Genomic DNA, 18,718 nt, shown 5'->3' on the forward strand with positions numbered 1-18,718 from the left:
CTGGCGACCAGGAAGATTCTTGTGGCTCGGCGGCCTCCATACTCGCGCGGCGTCTCTTTCGCTTTGGACTCACGCCTCGCTCCTGATCATCTTGGCCTCTTCCCAAATTTCCATCGCGCTCCGAGCGTACTCACTGACGCGCTGCATCCACTCCGACGGACATTCAATGATATCGGCCGAAATATCACACAGCAGCGCAAGGATCCATTCCTCGTTCCAAATAGGCAAGGAACATGTGATCATCTCTGCATCTTCAGAAATCACAGTAGATTCGAAGTCCTCGCATATCCATCGCGCATTTGAGGAAATCGTCAGCGTCAGCGTTGAAGGAGCAGGCTCAGAAGGAATTGATACCCTCGGATGCTTCTCGCCGATAACAAGATTATTCATCCGATCTACGCGATAGCTCCTGTGAGTTTCCCGAATCGGATCCCATGCATCAAGAATCCAACCGGTACTTAAGTGTTTGAGTCCAAGCGGATAGACGCAGCGAGTATAAGATCCTTCAACACCGAGGTACTCAAAAGACACCTCGCGCAAATCATCTATCGCGTAGCGCAGATCAATAACGTGTTGAGCGTTGTTCTCTTTCTGTAGCTCTGAAGAGTTTGAGCTTTCCCGCTCAAGGTGAATCACCTCAGAACCGCTTCGCACCTCTCCCTCCTCTTGGCTTGCACGAGAGGCAAGTTTCGCAGCAGTACTCAGCAAAACCTCTTCCTCAGACTCACTGAGGTAAGGCGCAAGAGCACGCAGGGCAACTAGGAGAGCCGCGGCCTCGGCAGGGGTGAGCTTAGGAAGAGAGGGGGTCAAGCTCCCGCGAAGAACCACCACTCCCTCTGTCTCATACAGATCCCAATCCAGCCCGTAGGAACGATCAATCATCGAGTCGCCGATTTGCCCCATGTACTCTAAATCACGGCGAACTTGGCGTGAACTTCGGCCAAAATGCTGAGCTATCTGACGAACATTGTGGCCAGGATTATCCATAATCCACGAGGCCATGGCGAGTATCCGTGCGACCTGAACTGGAGCTTCTTCAGGCATTTTGGCCTCCGTTCAGAGACAACGCACTCTGGAGTTTTTTCTGTAAATCCGAGGCAAACTCAGTCGGCCCGATCGGGACAACATCGTGAGCATGAGACAAGATGAAATGTGTCCAGAAACTATAGGGGGCAACGTGGCCGCGGAAGCGTTGCCATTGCTCCGTGTCTGCCCCCGTAGCTTTATCGTCGCGCAGTGCGCTATTCCACGCTTCACTGCCTACTCTGGCTAAGAAGCTCGGCTCAAGTGGACGTGAAATACCGATCGTTGGGCGGTCAGAAGGACGCGGATAGGCATCGCCGGGCTCTCCAAGCACCTCGATCGGAGGCAGAATGCGCGAAAGCCTGAAGCTACGTTCATCGCCTCGGTCAAGATCATAGCCTTGAAGATAAATTGCTGAGCCTGAAATGAGGAGATTCCATGGCTCCACAGCGCGGCTATCGGTTCCCCTGGGACTTCTATATGCAAAGGAAACAACGCTAGCTGAAGTGATCGCTTGGAATAATGGAAGGACATGTTCAGCGCCCGAGAGATGAAAATCAATCGAAGACTTACGATTTTCTGCTGAAGACGCCCGCAGCTTTGTAGAGGCAAGTTCAGTTGTTGACGGATCATTCCATGCTGTCGAGGCTAAGTCGAGCAGCGAAAGTTCTTCGAGTGAAAGCTTAAGCAGCTCGGGATTTGACCGGTGTAAACGGTAAATGAGCTCATCGCCGCGGGGTTTGACCTCAATGTCGACACCAATTTTTTTAAGCGTCTCTTTATCGCGAGTAAAAGCTGAATCGAACGCGGTATCGCTCAATTTTCGGTAGTGTGTCAGCCTGCGAATCTGGGAACGCGAACGCCCGCGTTCTGCATAAGTGAGTTCAAAGAGCAGGTCAAGGATACGCACACTGGTATCGTTGCTCTCCACAATGCCCCCTCCTTGTGACAAAATTGATGCACGCTTTAGCCTAGTGCGCGAAAGACCTTGCAGCTACTAAACACACTGTTCACCAATACACGCGGAGAACGCGATGCGAATTCTTCTATCGGCAAGCGATTTTACGAATGCCACTAATGGACTTGCTCGTTCAGCCCGCGATTTTTTATGGTGGTCGTCACTCTCACAACATTGATCTTTATCTTGCAGGTAGCGGACCGCTGGAGCGCGATCTATGCAAACTCGCCACTCCCCTAGCAGCTCAGATTCATATTGGTTTCATCTCGTATAACGAGCTGATTGCATTGTTGGATCGCGCTGATATCTACGTTTATTGCGCACTGGTCGAAATTGAAGGCCTTCTCCTGCAAACTCTTAGGAATTACCGAAGATAGTGATTCCCTCAGCCTGGATTTCAGCAAGCTGAGGGAATCACTATTTTGAAGCCGCAAAACTACGACTGCGGGATGTAATCGTTTGTCATCACTTGATCAAGAGTGACTTCATGCTCGAGAAGCCCCGAAATTGATGACATGAAGTTGAGCATCTCTTGCCAGCGATTTTGATCTTGTTCCAATGAAACCTTCGAATTCGCTCCCAAAATCAGTAGATTCGTCGCATTGAGAATCTGGGTGGCTGTAGAGCGCGTTTTATCATCAGTCAGGGTAGTGTCACGCTTCTCAGTGGCAGCAAATGCTTGATCTGGATGCTCGACCGCAGCTGTCATCCCCTGTTGTGTTGCGCGAAGAATTTTCTTCAGCTTTTCAGGATTTTCCTTCGCCCATTTCGATGTCGTGACCAGAGATGCTGAAACCAAAGGAATGGTGCAATCACAGTCGACAACACGGGTATCGACGCCTGCAGCTGAAAGCTGAACAGCATCGTTATTGGCAAAGCCGACAACTGCATCAACGTCTTTATTATTCAGTGCAGAAACTTGGGTATAACCAATCGAGACAACACTGATATCAGAAGTCGTCATGTGGGCGCTAGCTAAGTACGCTTGAAGGGCAAGCCATGAAGATCCGTATTCACCCGGAATTCCTACTTTCTTCCCCTTCAAATCACTGATGCTCTTAATTCCGGTATCGGCACGGGTCAAGATCACGTTGGGCTGCTCACGGTAGTATTGGCCCACCGAAATCACATCCATGCCCTGCGATCTGGCTTGCACTACTTCGTCACCCGTCGCAAGGACAAGTTGTTCTTGTCCGCTCACAAGAGCGGTGAATACTCCTTCATCATTGCCGTGATGCCGGATATCGACTTTTATCCCTTCCTTGGAGTAATCGCCATTATCCTCAGCAAGATAAACCGCAGAGAATTGAACATTTGGTACATAGGTCAAACCAATAACGGTTGTGTCGGATGACGAGGAGGTGCTGGAGCAGCCGCTCATCACAAATACTGCCGTAAGTAAACCGGCAATTCCACGAACAATAGGACGCATAATGCTCTCCAATAGTATGTCGCACCTAGTCTGTTTCAACCATCAGGCGTGAGCGCTTTTCCCATGCGGACATGAGTGTGTAGATGACAATTGCCTGTATACACAGGAGCACGATCACAACAAACATTCCTGCCGTATCGACATTCGTGCGCATCTGAGAAAGGAGCATTCCTAACCCCTTTCCTCCCATCACCATTTCCCCTACGACAGCACCGGTAATGGACAAAGTAAAGCCATTGCGAATACCGGCAAGAATCGCTGGTGACGCAAGTGGAATTTCAATCTTCAGCGCCATCGTGATCCCTGCTGCCCCGTCAAGCTGTGCTGCCTCGCATACTTGGCGATCCAAGGAGCGTAAGCCGACCAGGGAGGAGATGAGAATAGGGAAGAAAGCGATCAATGCACAGAGCATCGAAATTGGAATCACCCCGTAGCCGAACCAGAGGACCAAAAATGGTGCCAAGGCAACGGCGGGTAAAGCCTGCGAGGTCCCTAAAAGGGGCTCAATAGCCTCGGCGATGGTACGGAAACGGAAGATCAGGTAGCTCAATGGAAGTGCAACGCACACACCAATGAATCCACCGACTAGGGCCTCGACTCCGGTTCGCGCAAAAGCGAGCCAGAGCGAAGGCTGTTGAACAAGGGAGTATCCTCGGGCGAGGACGGCGTACGGCGAAGGAAGACGCCACGCTTGAATCCCACTAAAAGCGGTGATCGCCCACCAAAAGAATACGAAGCAGACGATGACGACAAGCGGGGCGATAACAGTGAAGCGGCGAGGTGCTCGACGGCTCACGGTAATCCTTCCCGCACTTCGAGCTATGCAGCCGCTCAGCAGACACTAGGCCCACTCAACTACTTCTCCCATCCAGGCTTTAACTGTCGGTACTGGAGTTACACCAGTTCAACCGCATCGAATGATGCGGGTCGCGGACTTTCACCGCCGGCTCGGACTTACACCGACCCCGAAGTACATAGTTATTCTGGCACGCGCGGAAGCGAGTGTCATCTTCAGTGCATGTGCGATTGCGCAAGAGAACGCAGTGTTGCGATCTCCTCAAATGCGTCGTCGGCACGAAAGATTGCCGACCCTGCAACAAAATTTGTTGCGCCCGCGTCAGCAGCACGTTCAATAGTTTTACGGGAAACTCCCCCATCTACTTGAATCGAAATATCCAAAGATGCAGAGGCGATGGCCTCCCGCGTTCGCTGGATCTTTGGAAGCATCGATTCAAGGAAACTCTGACCGCCAAAACCTGGTTCAACCGTCATAATCAAAATCATGTCGAATTCCGGCAAAATATCGACGTAGGGCGTGATGTCCGTCGAAGGCTTGAGTGCAAGAGCAGCACGGGCACCCAGACGTCGGATTTCCCGGGCAGTGCGGATCGGTGCTGAGGCTGCCTCGGCATGGAAGGTGACCGACGCGCAGCCGGCTTCTGCATACGCAGGTGCCCATCGATCTGGATCTTCAATCATCAGGTGAGCGTCAATGGGCAAGATGCCGGTGTTTACACAGGCCTCCACGACGGGAAGCCCCCATGTGAGGTTGGGGACAAAATGATTATCCATGACATCAACATGAGCGATATCGGCACTGGAGATCTTTTTCAGTTCGTCCTCAAGTCTGGCGATATCGCAATTAAGAATCGAAGGCGAAATGAGCGGCGTGGTCATGAGAGCTCCTGAGCTACTGGAAGTTTTTTGAGAGCAGCAATAAACATAAGATCGGTTTCGTTACGGTGTTCCCAAAGCTGAATTGTTCGAGCAGCAATTCCTTCTGCTTGAGGAAGGTTAAGGGGCCTGGGAGTAATTTGCGAGGCCACAGGACGCAGATCCACCAGCTCGACACGTCCCGCGGAGAGAACACGTGAAATTTGATCGAGAGTTTCCTGCACGACCGGCGAGCAGGTGATGTAAACCGTCACTCCCCCAGGCCTGGTCAATTCGATTCCTCGATCGAGTAGCTCTGCCTGAAGGGAAACCAACTGCGAGACGTCATCTTGATTTCTGCGCCAACGTGATTCCGGCCGACGACGCATCGATCCAAGGCCAGAGCACGGCGCATCAATAATCACCCGGTCGAAAGACTCTAAATCCCAGCGAGTGCCCTCACCACCAAAGCGTGTTCCATCGGAGCACACGACTTCAGTGTTATCAAGGAGTTCAAGGGTCTTTTCGACGAGGCGCGCCCGATGAGAGTGCACCTCGTTGGCGACAAGCTGAGCGCCTCGTTCAACACCTAATGAAGCGACCAGCGCCGCTTTACCTCCGGGACCTGCGCAAAGGTCGAGCCAGCTCTGATCTTTCCCCGTCACGGGGACTTGAGCTGCCAAAATCCCGGCAAGTTGAGAACCCTCATCCTGAACCGCTGCTCGCCTCTGCCTGATTGCAGGAATACGGGCTGGATCCCCGGACTCAAGAAGAACAGCGTAGGGAGATACCTCGCCATCAGCAATACGAGTTCGCAAGTGATCAAGACACTGATCAGCAAGTTCATCAACCTCAATGAGGCTTGGGCGTGCGACAAGAGAAACGTAGGGTGCCTGGTTGTTAGCAGCCAGAAGCTCCGCAATCTCTTCACTGGAACAACCGTTAGCAACGAGCGCACAACTATATTCTTCGACCATCCATTGCGGATGAGAATATTCGATCGCCAGGCGTTCTAATTCGGGAAGTTCATTCAAAGCTTCCTGCCTTGCCTCGTCACCCTCACGGATCACAGAACGCAAAACAGCATTAATGAATTTTGCTGGACCGGCGCTGAGATACTGCCGTGCAAGATCGACAGTTTGAGAAACCGCAGCGTGGTCGGGAACTCGCATACGCAGCAACTGATAAACACCAAGACGCAGGATATCAACGATGCCGCCTTCGATATCGGAAAGCGGACGGGAAGAGTTTCGAGAGATCACCCAATCAAGGAATCCCTGTTCGCGTAGGGTTCCGTAGGTGAGTTCGACAGCGAAAGCTCGGTCACGTTGATCGAGATGAGCCTGTCCTTCAAAAGATTTTAGAACTTTTGGAAGAACCAGATTCGCGTAGGCATCCTCATTGCGCACCAGTGTTAGGACCTCGAAGGCAACCTGACGGGCGGGATCCGCTTCGCGGAAGGAACGATATCCATCGGAATAACGGTGAGTTGCCATCAGAGCGCTATCCCTTCACCGAGTCGCGTATCACTATCCAATCGCGCGCCGCGTGCCCATGCAGCTGCATCCATCCATTTTTTCCCGGCGGGAGCAACCTGACCAAGCTCAACACAGACGTCCGTGCAGCCAACAAGGACGCTCTTCTTCGAAACGATAAGACGGCCGGGGCCGGGGGTAGGAACATCGGTCAAAGAAACCTTACCTAGCTTGAGTCGTTGCCCACGAAACTCCGTATATGCACCTGGGCTGGGAATCACCGCGCGGATTCTCAGCCACGTCTGGCGGGCACTCTCATCAAAGGAGACAGCACCATCACTGGGTTCCAAGCGCCGGGCATAGCTGAGTTCCACACCCTCAGGAACGACTTGTGGCTGTGCAAGAGCTTGTCCAGCCTCAATTGCATTCACCACATCGAGAACTTGCTGAGCGCCTAAACGCGCCATCTCATCGAGGAGCTCACCGCTGGTCTGATCGGCGATCTCGACCTTTTGGCGAGAAAAAACGGGACCCGTATCCAGCCCCTCTTCTAGCTGGAAAACGCTAGATGCAGTTTCACTCAGCCCCGACAGGATTGCCCACTGCACGGGAGCTGCACCACGGAAGAAAGGCAGATCTGAGAAATGAAGATTGAGCCAACCATGCGGAAGAGCCTCAAGCACACGCAGAGGAATCAGAGCGCCATAGGCGACAACAACCGCGATATCAGCATTCCACGCACGAATGCGGTCCAAGGCCTCGTCTCCTTTAAGAGACGAGGTTTCGAAGAGATCAATTCCAGCTTCACTTGCACGCTGCGCAATGGGCGATGGGACTAGACGGCGCCCACGACCGCTCTTTGCTGGAGGACGAGTAATAACGCCGACGACCTCATGTGGCGAGGAAATCAGGGCTTCAAGGGTCGGTAACGCCGGCTCAGGGGTACCTGCAAAAACAATACGCACGCTCATAGTGTATCGGCTTGTCTAGAACAGCTCAGGAGGATTCAAGGTGAGGCGAAGCGGATAGCGTTTACGTGCCGAACGCACACCATTACGTTCGCGAAGTACTTGTGCGAGTTGAGGATAATCAGCTGTCGCACAGCGAATAAGAGCGCGCCGATCATCCGGACGATGTCCGATCTTCCCAACCGAAGGCGCATCAACAATACCGATTAACTCTGCGGGGAGATCCTGACAAAAAGCATTCACTTGGTCAAGAGGACCATCGATTGCAACGATTGATGCAGTTGGTGGGAAACGAAGAACCTTGCGTTCATCAAGAAGCTGCTGAATATAGTCTTCGGGACTCCATCTAATGAGTGCCTGCGCAAGCGCGTGTTCGACCCCAGCAGAGACCCATATTCGAGCGTGAGGACGGGCCAGTGCGCCGGCGTTCAGCCACCTGCGCAGCGCTTCTTCAGGGGCCCACATCTCAGGCCTCGAGGCAAGCGCAGCGGCTGAGGGGATAATAACTGCCGCGTAGCCGTCCTGAGCTTTGGGCTCCACGCCAGGAGTAGAGACAACTATCCGAGCTTCGGGACCAACACACGGACGCGTTTCGTCATTCGCTTGAGTGATGGTTAAAGGAATTTGAGGGAAAGAACGACCGATTTCTTCGCCGATACGCTCAGAGCCAAGGCGCCACCATTTAAGGGTTGTCCCCTGGCATTTAAGACACGACCAATTCTCGGTCTTGCGTTCGCACCATGAACACACTATCGAATGGTCAGCCTCTAATTGAAGCGGTCCTGAGCAGTATTCGCAGCGGGCAGGTCTTCCGCAGCGAGAACAACCGACAACAGGGATATATCCCGAATGCGCAGAAAGAATGAGAACGGGTCCCTCTTTCAATCCCGCACGAATACAAGAGAATGCATCCGGTGGCAGATAAGTAAAAGCAGACTTTCCCTGCCGCTCTTGATCAAAAGAATCAGCGACGACAAAACGTCCCGTCGATGCTCGCAATACCTCGCGTTGTGGGGTAAGAGAAATCGCCCAGGAGCGTTCGACAAGATACTGCGCTTTCACCGAGCGAGAGTAGCTTCCGACAGCAAGAGCGACATGTTCAAGGTGTGAACGTGCAACCGCCACGTCCAATGCATCAGTGCGCGGAGCGCGCGGTTCACGAAGATGGTCCTCCCCATCGCCCCAGATAACGATCAATCCGAGGTCCTTCATGGGAAGCCACGCCGCCGAACGCGTTCCAACGATCACGCGATGCGTCCCTATCTTCGATTGAAGGTACAAACGGTAGCGCTCGCTGGCCGTCTGCTCTGTGGTGTAAATGGGGATCGATGCGTCAAAGATCGTAGACAACGAAGATGCTAGTTCACCGGCAACTCGAGAAGTCGGCACAACGATAAGAGCCGTCTTTCCGGCTTTCTGAACGGAAGAAATAAGATGCGCGATTTCAGATTCTGATCGTCCCGGAATTGATGTCCATACGGCGCGCGGGTACTCACCCTGACTCACATGTTCAAGAAATGCATGGCCGAGTTCAAAAGCTTGCCAGGGATCTCCCTGCCCGATCTTCAACTCAACAGGCCTTGAGGACATTGATTCTTGCTCAACCCGTGCGCGCCTTGGAGGAACGGCGATTCCCAAGACCGTAGAGGCGGTTGAGAGAAAACGCTTGCCTATGTAGGAAGCTAATTCAAATGTCTTCGGCGAAACGACTGAAATAGTCGAAACAACATCGATAATTTCACGGATGGCCGCGTCGATGTTACTGCGTTTTTCACACGAAAGTACCCATCCAATTTGTTTTCGTCCCGCGAGGGGGACCTGCACAATAAATCCAGTGAGATCCATCGATTCCCATTGGGTGGGGACGAGATAATCCAGCGGGTAATCGAGGTGTGGTAGGTCAGAGCCAACATAGACATGCGCGATCAACCGTGGCACATCACGGTCTGATTCAAAACCCGGAAGGGGCAACGCGTCCATCACCATACACCTAGTTCAGCACATTGAACCGGCATTTGAAGACCGATTGAGCACCAACTGTTCAATTACCGAAAAGTACTGAACCGTATCGCACAACGATCATCGCAAGAACAGCTGCAATAACGAGGACGACGACCAGCCAGTCTCCACCGGCCTTCATCACAGACTTCCACCACGCAGGTGCGGGGAGCACTCCCTGAGAAATGCATACTCGTGTAAGTCCAAACCACACAAGCGTCGTCGTTATCGTGATGAGCAAACACCAAGGACACAAAACGTGAATGACGAAATACGATTGCGTGAAGAGCCAATATGCGAAGAGCAGGCCGATGGTATAGAGAGCTTCAACCCCCAGGTAATACCATTTCGGAAAACGTACCCCTGCAATGAGGGCGAAGGAAACGGTCAAAACAACGGCCTCGAAAAAGATCCCCAAAAAAGCATTTGGGAATCCCAAAACTCGAGCCTGCGGAGTGGCTGCGACCGCAGAACACGACAGGACCGAAGAAACGTCACAGCTAAATGTTCGTCCCTGATCCGCCGCCAACTGCCACGCCTCGATCGAGAGGACGAAGGACGCGCATAGACCGATGATCCCCGAAACCGCCATTTCGATGGCAGTTCCGCGGTTTGTCGGACGGGCGGCGCAAGGGGTAGCACTCATTGAAGAATTTCCTGGAGACGAGCCACACGATCCGTCTGCTCCCAGGGGAAAATCGGACGACCAAAGTGACCGTAAGCAGCGGTCTGCGCGTAAATCGGTCGTAGAAGATCAAGGTCTTCGATGATTCCTGCAGGGCGAAGATCAAAGCACTGGGTGATGGCATCGGTAAGAACGTCATCACTCACAGTTCCGGTACCAAAGGTCTCGACATAAAGTCCGACTGGATGCGCACGACCGATTGCATAGGCCAATTGAATCTCACAGCGCTTTGCATAGCCCGCGGCAACGATATTCTTAGCGATCCAACGCGCTGCGTATGCAGCCGAACGGTCAACCTTTGACGGATCTTTGCCAGAGAAAGCACCGCCTCCGTGGCGAGCCATGCCTCCGTAGGTGTCAACAATAATCTTGCGTCCGGTCAGACCGGCATCGCCAGCAGGTCCACCGATAACAAAGCGCCCAGAAGGATTAACAAGAAGCTTCATTGTTTCAGTTGAAAGCCCCAAGCCCGTCTCTTCGAGCACAGGAGAAACAACCAGTTCACGCAGTTGCTCTTCGAGTTCACTCATGCCAAGCTCGGGGTCATGCTGAGTCGAAATGACAAGCGTATCGATCTCGCGAGGAATGCCCTGCTCATCATAAGCGAGAGTGACCTGCGTCTTTCCGTCAGGACGAAGACCATGAGCAAGTCCTTGATGGCGAACTGCAGCAAGACGCTCTGCTAGCTTGTGCGCGAGCCAAATTGGAGCAGGCATAAGATCAGGAGTTTCATCCGAGGCATAGCCGAACATCATGCCCTGGTCGCCCGCGCCCTGAGCCTCACGACGATCCTCATTTGAACCGTAACGCGTCTCCAAGGAATGATCCACGCCATCCGCGATATCACTGCTTTGGGCACCAATAGACACGGAAACACCGCAGGAGGCACCGTCAAATCCCTTGCGGGATGAGTCGTAGCCGATCTCGAGGATCTGTTCGCGAACAATCTGCGGAATTTCAACATAAGCGTTGGTTGAAACTTCGCCGGCCACATGAACCAAACCGGTTGTCACCATTGTTTCCACAGCAACACGCGACTGAGGATCGGCCTCAAGAAGAGCGTCCAAAATCGAGTCAGAAATTCGGTCACAGACCTTATCGGGGTGACCTTCGGTTACGGATTCAGAAGTAAAGTACTTACGCATATCGCTCACGCCTCCATCGTATCGAACCGCTGTGAAATGAGATCAATGAGGATTCGGGCAACGTCTGCCTTCGTTCCCCCACCTTGGGTCACTACCGACCCCTCTTGGTTCAGGACATATACATAGTTGGGAACATCGCCAAATCCGATATCGGCACCCACTGCATTCACAGCAAGATAGTCCGCACCTTTACGCTTGGCTTTCGCTGCCCCATAGGACAGCACGGTGTTTTGATCGCCAGTCTCAGCCGCAAAGCCAAGCACCACGCGAGGGCGATTGGGAGACGAACTCACGCTGCGTAGAACATCAGTCGTTTCCGTGAGTTCGATGCGAGGTGGCGCTGATTCATTCTCTTCTTTTTTGATTTTCGAGGCCGAGGCCGCCCGTGGGCGGTAGTCAGCAACCGCAGCCGCCATGACCAATGCATCACTGTACCCAAGATGAGACATCACAGCGTCATAGACATCTTGAGCGGAAGGAGCATCGATCACGCTGCATCCCTGAGGAATAAGAGCAGCATCAATATTGGAAGTTACTAAAGTAACCTCGGCCCCGCGACTAAGGGCCTCGCGGGCGATCGCAATTCCCTGTCGCCCACTCGAGCGGTTACCAAGGAAACGGACTGGATCAATCGCTTCACGAGTTCCACCGGCGGTGATCAGAATTCTCTTGCCCACAAGGTCACCTGATACGCCATATGCTTTGCGCACGTGTGCTGCGATAACCTCAGGCTCACTCATACGACCAGCCCCGTGGTCACCGGAAGCAAGATCACCATCTTCCGGGCCAACGATGATATATCCGCGCTTCAGAAGCCGGGCAATATTCTCCTGCGTTGCAGCCGCACGCCACATTTGCGTGTGCATAGCAGGTGCAATAACTACAGGGCAATCACTGGAAAGAACAGTGGTTGTCAAAAGGTCATTGGCCTGACCATTCGCTATCCGAGCAATAACATCAGCGGTAGCGGGTGCAATAACAATAGCGGCACAACCCCGCGCTAACTCAACGTGGTCCGCTCCCCCACCATGAAAAACATCGGTGTTCACGCTCTCGAGAGTGAGCCCTTCCCAGGTTGCTCGCCCAACGAACTCAAGTGAAGAAGGTGTTGGAACAACGCGGACACGGTAGCCGTCTCTTTGAAGGATTCTCAAAAGGAAAACGGCTTTATATGCAGCAATGCCCGCTGACACACCGAGAACGATGTGAGCGGGCTGCTGATCAGGCTTGGGGTGCTGACTCAAGGGTCAACAGGCCTTCATCAATTTCGCGAAGTGCGATCGCCAAGGGCTTCTCGTCGACTTCAGTTTCTACAACGGGTCCGACGAACTGGATCATGTTCTGCTCAAGCTGGATGTTGTAGGAGTTGATCTGGCGAGCACGACGGGCAGCAAAAATCACCAAGGCATACTTTGAATCGACGTGCTCCAGCAGGTCGTCAATCGGCGGGTAGGTGATGCCTTCGGGCTGCGCAACAATTCCGGACATGCAAATCTCTCCTGATGTAACTGGCAAGAACCGGCTTCTATTCTAGCCCCATCACATGGGCTAGTTCATGGACAGCAAGCTCCAAATCATCATTAACGATGGTGACATCAAACTCATCTGCAGCTGCAAGCTCGACCTTTGCAGTACGCAAACGTCGCTCTTGTTCAGCGGGGTCTTCAGTACCGCGACCGACTAAGCGAGAGACAAGCTCTTCCCACGACGGCGGTGCGATAAAAACAAAGCGAGCGTCCGGAAGCGATTCACGAACTTGACGCACACCAGCAACATCGATTTCGAGCAGGAAAGGCACTCCGCGTCGAACTGCATCATCAACTGGACCACGCGGTGTTCCGTAATGATATTTCCCGTGAACGAGTGCCCACTCCAGCATTTGTTTGGAATCAATAAGCTGGGCGAACTGGTCCTCACTGACAAAGTGGTAGTGCACCCCGTCGATTTCTCCCGGTCGCGGAGAACGCGTTGTCATCGAAACCGAGAGTTCAACTTCAGGAAATAGCTCGCGCAAGCGCGCGATCACAGTTCCCTTACCAACAGCCGTGGGACCTGCAATGACAGTAACCGTAGATGAAGACATGCCTGTATGCTGCCACAGCTGGCTTAAAAGTTCAGCCGAAGCGACGAATTAATTCTTCTCGCTGCACCTGACCAAGACCTCGAACACGCCTTGAAGGCGCAATCTTGATCTCATTCATCAATGCTTCCGCAGTACTTACACCGACTCGAGGCAGGGCTTCCAGTAAAGAACGCACCTTCATCTTCGCGATTGCATCATCTGTTGCAGCCATGTCGATGACTTCAGACAGAGTAATCTTTCGCGATTTGAGCGCATCCTTCACCTCAGCGCGCCGACGACGAGCGCGCGTCGCCTTCTCAAGAGCCTGGGCTCGCTGTTGCGGAGTCAGATCTGGCAGTGCCATCTCACTACGCTCCTTTTTCTAGATTCCCCTGACAGGAATAAGCATCGCACTATTTTGATAGTTTTTGGTGCAACTGCAACCGACGATGCGCGCAACACGGGCAAAAAACGAGTGAGGACTCATTCAAAAAAACATCAATACTGATGTGCGTTTAAGAACGTGATTGCTCAGTATCCGTTTCACTGCGGGGAAACTCTTGCCATCAATTTTGAAGTAGAAACTGCCTGTGACCTGCAGGGCGGGAAACTCTTAGAGCATCGCAAAAACAAACTGAAATCCGAACAGGTGGCTATAGCAGGAATGAAAGAGAAGTGCGAGTGTGAAAAGTTGGAACAACTTCCTTCACAGTCTTTTGTGTCAAACATCACACCCAGACTGATGCGTTCGGAGTGTCATAAACGGGGGTGCCTGTAGGCACCCCCGTTTATCACTCACACTATTTCAGTATTCGTTGAGAAGATCATCTAGCTCTGTCAGTTCATCCGCACTGAGTTCTTCATCAGGCTCATTGCCATTGTCGACCTCGCTTGAGCGCCGAGACCATGAAGGAGACTCAATATCTTGACGAATCGCATCAAGAATCGCATTCACAAAGCCTGCGGATTCTTCCGTTGAAATCGACTTAACAATTGAAATTGCCTCGTCGATTGCAATAACCGGAGGAACCTCTTCAGAGTTAGACAGCATTTCCCAAACCGCGACTCGCAGGACTGCGCGATCGACTGCGGGAATTCGATCAAGGCCGGTACGAGCATGAGTATCAATCAAACGATCAATCCGGTACAGCTCGTCGGCGACACCTTCGATCATACGAATCGAATAATCCGGGAGAGGTGTCAGTGCTGCTGTAATGACCTTGCGCTCACGGAGGAGATCACGCAAGACAGTGGCATTGCGCCCCATGCCACGCTGATCTGCCTCATAGACGACATCAGCGGCACGCTTACGTGCTTTGGTACGAGAAGTGAACTGATGTTTGTGAGACATTATCAGTCAGTCACGCGGCCGGAGTAGGAACCATCGCGGGTATCAACCTTCACGCGGGTCCCCTCTTCCATGAAGAGCGGAACCTGAATCTCGTAACCGGTTTCGAGCGTGGCGGGCTTCGTACCGGCCGAAGAACGGTCACCCTGCAAACCGGGCTCGGTGTGAGCAATCGTCAAAATCACGGTGGCGGGAAGTTCAATGAAGAGAACCGTACCGTCGTGCTGAGAAACAATCACATCCTGATTCTCAACCATGAAATGAGCAGCGTCGCCAACAACTTCTGCGGGGACATTGATCTGCTCGTAGGTAGAGGAATCCATGAAGACGTAGTCGGTACCATCTTGGTAGAGGTAGGTCATGTCGCGGCGATCAACCGTCGCGGTCTCGATCTTCATTCCCGCATTGAAAGTGCGATCAACGATCTTGCCAGACAGGACATTCTTGATCTTGGTGCGAACGAATGCGGGGCCCTTACCCGGCTTAACGTGCTGGAACTCGACAACCTGCCAGAGCTGGCCGTCGATCACCATGACGGTGCCGTTCTTCAGATCATTTGTCGTTGCCACTATAAAATCCTCCCAAATCGGGTGAGCTTAAACCGTGGCTATCTTACACGCCGCAATGATGGTATCCGCTACCTCACGCGCCGTATTTTCGCCAGTATCACATGAGAAAGTGGCCAGATCTTGATAAGTGCGATCCAATTGCCGACTCATCGCAGCAAATAGCGCTCTTGGCGTCCCCAATCCCACAGAACGCGGCGCATTGAGTCCCACGCGACGCGCAGCCTCATCGATGGAAGTCCTCAGAAGGACAACTGAAGTGCCTTCATCGATCAGCTGCGAAAGCTTGGAAAGAATCCATGAACTATTGACCTGCGAGGGCGACAACACGGCAATATCGCAGTCACCGGACAAAAGCTGGATTCCAACGCTCTCCAGCGCTTCTTGCAATGGGAAGTGCTCGTCTAGCACTAATTCATCAAATGAGCGTGAATATGACGATTCAAGAAGTTCTTGATCTTCTTGCACTCGTAAGCCACAGGTTTTTGCAATTTCCTGTGCAACGCATGTTTTTCCGCTTCCAGAGGTTCCAACAAGAACCAAAGTCGGATGCTCACGCGCATTCACTGTCGCATTCCCATCGAGAGTGCGCAATCAATAACTTCCTGTGGATTAACCTTCACCGTAACAGGATGATTCACTCCATCAAGAAGAACGAAGCGCAAAACTCCAGCCCGCACTTTTTTATCCGAAAGCATCACTTCAAGCAATGCATCGATCGATGCCCCTTCATAGAATGTTGGAAGTCCAAGGGCAGAGAAGTCGTCAATATGACGCTGAACCTCTGCTTCACTCAGCATCCCCCGACGCTGCGCAAGATGAGCTGCGAACACACAACCGATAGCCACTGCCTCACCGTGGCGATAGTGGAAGTTCTCAATTTTTTCGATCGCATGTGCCAGCGTATGTCCGTAGTTTAGGAATTCACGGGGACCGCTCTCGTGAAGATCAGCGCTCACTACTTGAGCTTTAACGGCAATGGATCGTTCAATGAGTTCAGCGATCTCCTCAGAACGGGGATCATAAACAGCCTCGGGATTAGCTTCAACGATCGAGAGGATCGCAGGATCTGAAATAAAGCCGCATTTAACAACCTCACCAAGCCCCGCGCGATAGTCGTCGTGGTTCAAGGTCTCGAGGCGATCAAGATCAACAACAACGCGCCGTGGAGAATGAAAGGCGCCAACAAGGTTCTTACCTACGGGAGTATTGATACCGGTCTTCCCTCCAACCGAGGCATCAACCATCCCGAGCAAGGTGGTGGGCACTGCAATGAAATCAATGCCACGCAGCCACGAAGCGGCAAGGAAACCCCCAACATCTGTTGAGGCTCCCCCACCGATAGCAATCACAGCATCCGCGCGACCGAGTCTAAATCTTCCGGCACAATCCCACAGCGAGGCCATGACCTCAATGGTTTTGGCTTCTTCCCCATCTGGAAGAATCTGTGTAGAAACCTCGTAACCTAAGCCTTCAAGCTGAGATGCACATTCACGAGCGTAATTACTCACGTGTGGTGCACAAACGATGAGAAGCTTCGTCGTATTCTCGCGTAAGACCTGCTGAAGGACTTCCTTCGCCAGATTCCTTCCGATAACGACGTCGTAGGGGGTATCAACGTTGACTGGAATCGTCACGCTCATCGTCTTCACCAACTTCTCGAAGAATTTGCTCAACAACATGAATAACAGGTTCTGAACTGGTTTGAACCTCTAGCGAGGCAACCTCCGGAAAATATTCCTTACGTGCTTCCCACAGCTCTTCAAGACGCGCCTGTGTATCCCCCGCGAGCAGAGGGCGATCCGAACCCTGCGATCGGCGAAGTAATTCAGACAGCTCCGCCTTGATATAGACCACGAAGCAGTTGCGCAGGCGTTCACGGGTCGCTTTTCGGGTGAGCGCTCCCCCGCCTAAAGAGAGAACCCCCGGATAGCTCAGAGCTTGCTTAATAACCTCTTCTTCAAGCTGTCGGAAGTAATCCTCACCATCGGTTGAGAAAATCTCCGGAATTTTGCGGCCGGTAGTTTCCTCAATCAAGGCATCTGAATCACGATGTTCAAGCCCTAGAGCCACCGCAAGTTCCCGTCCTACTCTGCTCTTTCCACAAGCAGGCATACCGACAAGAACGATCTGCTGTCTGGTCACTGCACGTTCCCCAGACGTTCATCAATACGAGAAAGATAAGCAGAGAGATTACGCGCACACTCTGAGAGGGAGTACCCTCCGGCATGGTCAGCTATCGCGCGCGCAAGAACCAAGGCGACCTCGGCCTCGGCAATAACAGCGCCGGGAACTACCTGGCAGGTATCAGAGCGCTGGTGGAGTGCCCGAGCTTCCTCTCCATTGGCCAGATCAATTGTTTTCAACGCGTGAGGAACAGTTGAGATTGGCTTGAAAGCAGCACGGACCACAATCGGCTGACCATTGGATGTCCCACCTTCGATACCACCGGCATGGTTCGAGCTGCGCTGAACGCGTCCATCGACACGCTCAATCTCGTCATGAGCCTGTGAACCGCGAAGACGCGACTGCGCAAAGCCATCACCGATTTCGACGCCCTTGACAGACTGGATCGACATCAATGCCGCGGCTAATTGAGTATCAAGCCGGCGATCCGACTGAACATGCGTACCAACACCGATCGGAACACCCCATGCAACAACCTCAACAACACCGCCGACGGTATCTCCCAAGGAGCGTGTTTCCTCAACGCATTCAAGGAATCGCGCCTCATCGCGAGCATCTAGGCAGCGCATGGGCGAAGCGTTCAGTGCAGCCTCGTCCTCAGGTGATGGAAGGGCACCTGACTGTCCCTGAACAGGGCCAACAGCAACCACGTGGGAAACTAACTGAATTCCAGCAAGCTGGCGAAGGTAGGCCTCGGCGCAGGCGCCAAGGGCAACACGAGCTGCAGTTTCTCGTGCACTTGCACGCTCAAGTACAGGACGAATTTCCGCGAGGTCGTAGGAAAGAACTCCGGGCAGGTCCGCATGACCCGGGCGAGGCTTCGTCAAGGGCTTATTACGCGCAACCTCACGTTCGTCTCCCTTGCCAGCGTCGATCAATAGATCTTCACGCGTGACGGGGTCGGCGGACATGACCTTCTCCCACTTAGGCCACTCGCTATTAGCAATCTCAATGACGATCGGCGCACCGGTGGTTCGACCATGACGTACTCCACCGAGGATACGAACCTCATCGGCCTCAAACTTTTGGCGAGCACCACGACCGGCTCCTAAGCGCCGACGCGCAAGGGCATCGCGAATAGTCTGGGTCGTAAGCTCGATACCTGAAGGAAGGCCCTCAAGGGTAGCAACCAATGCAGGACCGTGTGATTCACCAGCAGTAAGCCATCTGAGCATGTTTGTAGTCTCTCATAACCAGCGCGAACGCTTCGAGAGCAGC

The 18,718-nt window shown here is 52.9% G+C and carries 21 protein-coding genes and 1 riboswitch; of the genes, 1 reads left to right on the plus strand and 20 read right to left on the minus strand.

The genetic code is table 11. From position 1 onward, the window contains the following. Positions 1–69: 69 nt before the first annotated feature. Both KHW85_RS05640 and KHW85_RS05645 read right to left on the minus strand, forming a co-directional pair. Positions 70–1,044, minus strand: a complete 975-nt coding sequence (locus KHW85_RS05640) for a WYL domain-containing protein (protein WP_291459127.1) — start codon at positions 1,042–1,044, stop codon at positions 70–72. Continuing rightward, positions 1,037–1,954: a WYL domain-containing protein gene (locus tag KHW85_RS05645; RefSeq protein ID WP_291459128.1), complete on the minus strand. Its 918-nt coding sequence runs from the start codon at positions 1,952–1,954 to the stop codon at positions 1,037–1,039. The genes KHW85_RS05640 and KHW85_RS05645 overlap by 8 nt, the downstream gene beginning before the upstream one ends. A gap of 146 nt (positions 1,955–2,100) precedes the next feature. Here KHW85_RS05645 and KHW85_RS05650 point away from each other — a divergent pair, with 146 nt between their 5' ends. Then, entirely contained in the window at positions 2,101–2,358 is a 258-nt protein-coding gene (locus KHW85_RS05650) for a hypothetical protein (protein WP_291459129.1), read from the plus strand. A gap of 59 nt (positions 2,359–2,417) precedes the next feature. Here the strand turns inward: KHW85_RS05650 and KHW85_RS05655 are convergent, their stop codons facing one another. The 18 genes from KHW85_RS05655 to aroC form a co-directional block, all read right to left on the minus strand. Next, a complete protein-coding gene (locus KHW85_RS05655) occupies positions 2,418–3,413 on the minus strand; it encodes an ABC transporter substrate-binding protein (protein ID WP_291459130.1) in 996 nt (331 codons plus the stop codon). A gap of 25 nt (positions 3,414–3,438) precedes the next feature. Then, positions 3,439–4,209, minus strand: coding sequence for an ABC transporter permease (locus KHW85_RS05660; protein ID WP_291459131.1), 771 nt, complete (start codon positions 4,207–4,209; stop codon positions 3,439–3,441). A 56-nt stretch (positions 4,210–4,265) separates the two neighbouring features. Beyond that, positions 4,266–4,390: riboswitch (FMN riboswitch) on the minus strand. A gap of 34 nt (positions 4,391–4,424) precedes the next feature. Then, on the minus strand, positions 4,425–5,090 hold the full coding sequence (gene rpe, locus KHW85_RS05665; protein ID WP_048713523.1) for a ribulose-phosphate 3-epimerase: 666 nt from the start codon (positions 5,088–5,090) through the stop codon (positions 4,425–4,427). Beyond that, complete coding sequence (locus tag KHW85_RS05670) at positions 5,087–6,562, minus strand: transcription antitermination factor NusB (protein ID WP_291459132.1); 1,476 nt, start codon at positions 6,560–6,562, stop codon at positions 5,087–5,089. The genes rpe and KHW85_RS05670 overlap by 4 nt, the downstream gene beginning before the upstream one ends. Beyond that, a complete protein-coding gene (gene fmt, locus KHW85_RS05675) occupies positions 6,562–7,506 on the minus strand; it encodes a methionyl-tRNA formyltransferase (protein ID WP_291459133.1) in 945 nt (314 codons plus the stop codon). Before fmt ends, KHW85_RS05670 begins: the two co-directional genes overlap by 1 nt. Positions 7,507–7,527: 21 nt before the next feature. After that, positions 7,528–9,489 carry a primosomal protein gene (locus tag KHW85_RS05680; RefSeq protein ID WP_291459134.1) on the minus strand — a complete coding sequence of 654 codons (1,962 nt, stop codon included), beginning with the start codon at positions 9,487–9,489 and terminating at the stop codon, positions 7,528–7,530. 61 nt (positions 9,490–9,550) lie between these two features. Beyond that, positions 9,551–10,153: a vitamin K epoxide reductase family protein gene (locus KHW85_RS05685; RefSeq protein WP_291459135.1), complete on the minus strand. Its 603-nt coding sequence runs from the start codon at positions 10,151–10,153 to the stop codon at positions 9,551–9,553. Next, positions 10,150–11,337, minus strand: a complete 1,188-nt coding sequence (gene metK, locus KHW85_RS05690) for a methionine adenosyltransferase (RefSeq protein WP_291459176.1) — start codon at positions 11,335–11,337, stop codon at positions 10,150–10,152. Before metK ends, KHW85_RS05685 begins: the two co-directional genes overlap by 4 nt. 5 nt (positions 11,338–11,342) lie before the next feature. Then, complete coding sequence (gene coaBC, locus KHW85_RS05695) at positions 11,343–12,581, minus strand: bifunctional phosphopantothenoylcysteine decarboxylase/phosphopantothenate--cysteine ligase CoaBC (protein WP_009409402.1); 1,239 nt, start codon at positions 12,579–12,581, stop codon at positions 11,343–11,345. After that, complete coding sequence (rpoZ, locus tag KHW85_RS05700) at positions 12,559–12,825, minus strand: DNA-directed RNA polymerase subunit omega (RefSeq protein ID WP_009409401.1); 267 nt, start codon at positions 12,823–12,825, stop codon at positions 12,559–12,561. The genes coaBC and rpoZ overlap by 23 nt, the downstream gene beginning before the upstream one ends. Positions 12,826–12,862: 37 nt before the next feature. Continuing rightward, a complete protein-coding gene (gene gmk, locus KHW85_RS05705) occupies positions 12,863–13,420 on the minus strand; it encodes a guanylate kinase (RefSeq protein ID WP_291458120.1) in 558 nt (185 codons plus the stop codon). Positions 13,421–13,451: 31 nt separating this feature from the next. Further along, positions 13,452–13,763, minus strand: a complete 312-nt coding sequence (gene mihF / locus KHW85_RS05710) for an integration host factor, actinobacterial type (RefSeq protein ID WP_009409399.1) — start codon at positions 13,761–13,763, stop codon at positions 13,452–13,454. 441 nt (positions 13,764–14,204) lie between these two features. Continuing rightward, entirely contained in the window at positions 14,205–14,750 is a 546-nt protein-coding gene (gene nusB, locus KHW85_RS05715) for a transcription antitermination factor NusB (protein ID WP_291459136.1), read from the minus strand. 2 nt (positions 14,751–14,752) lie between these two features. Then, positions 14,753–15,316: an elongation factor P gene (efp, locus tag KHW85_RS05720; protein WP_034251928.1), complete on the minus strand. Its 564-nt coding sequence runs from the start codon at positions 15,314–15,316 to the stop codon at positions 14,753–14,755. A 27-nt stretch (positions 15,317–15,343) separates the two neighbouring features. Next, a complete protein-coding gene (locus tag KHW85_RS05725) occupies positions 15,344–15,907 on the minus strand; it encodes a shikimate kinase (RefSeq protein ID WP_291459137.1) in 564 nt (187 codons plus the stop codon). Then, positions 15,877–16,956 (minus strand): 3-dehydroquinate synthase, encoded by a 1,080-nt coding sequence (aroB, locus tag KHW85_RS05730; protein ID WP_291459138.1) that lies wholly within the window; start codon positions 16,954–16,956, stop codon positions 15,877–15,879. The genes KHW85_RS05725 and aroB overlap by 31 nt, the downstream gene beginning before the upstream one ends. After that, a complete protein-coding gene (locus KHW85_RS05735) occupies positions 16,928–17,458 on the minus strand; it encodes a shikimate kinase (RefSeq protein WP_291459139.1) in 531 nt (176 codons plus the stop codon). Before KHW85_RS05735 ends, aroB begins: the two co-directional genes overlap by 29 nt. Next, on the minus strand, positions 17,455–18,675 hold the full coding sequence (gene aroC, locus KHW85_RS05740; RefSeq protein ID WP_009409392.1) for a chorismate synthase: 1,221 nt from the start codon (positions 18,673–18,675) through the stop codon (positions 17,455–17,457). Before aroC ends, KHW85_RS05735 begins: the two co-directional genes overlap by 4 nt. Positions 18,676–18,718 lie beyond the last annotated feature (43 nt).

It is taken from the genome of Actinomyces sp. oral taxon 181 (genome assembly GCF_018370895.1).
Taxonomy (GTDB): Bacteria; Actinomycetota; Actinomycetes; order Actinomycetales; family Actinomycetaceae; genus Pauljensenia.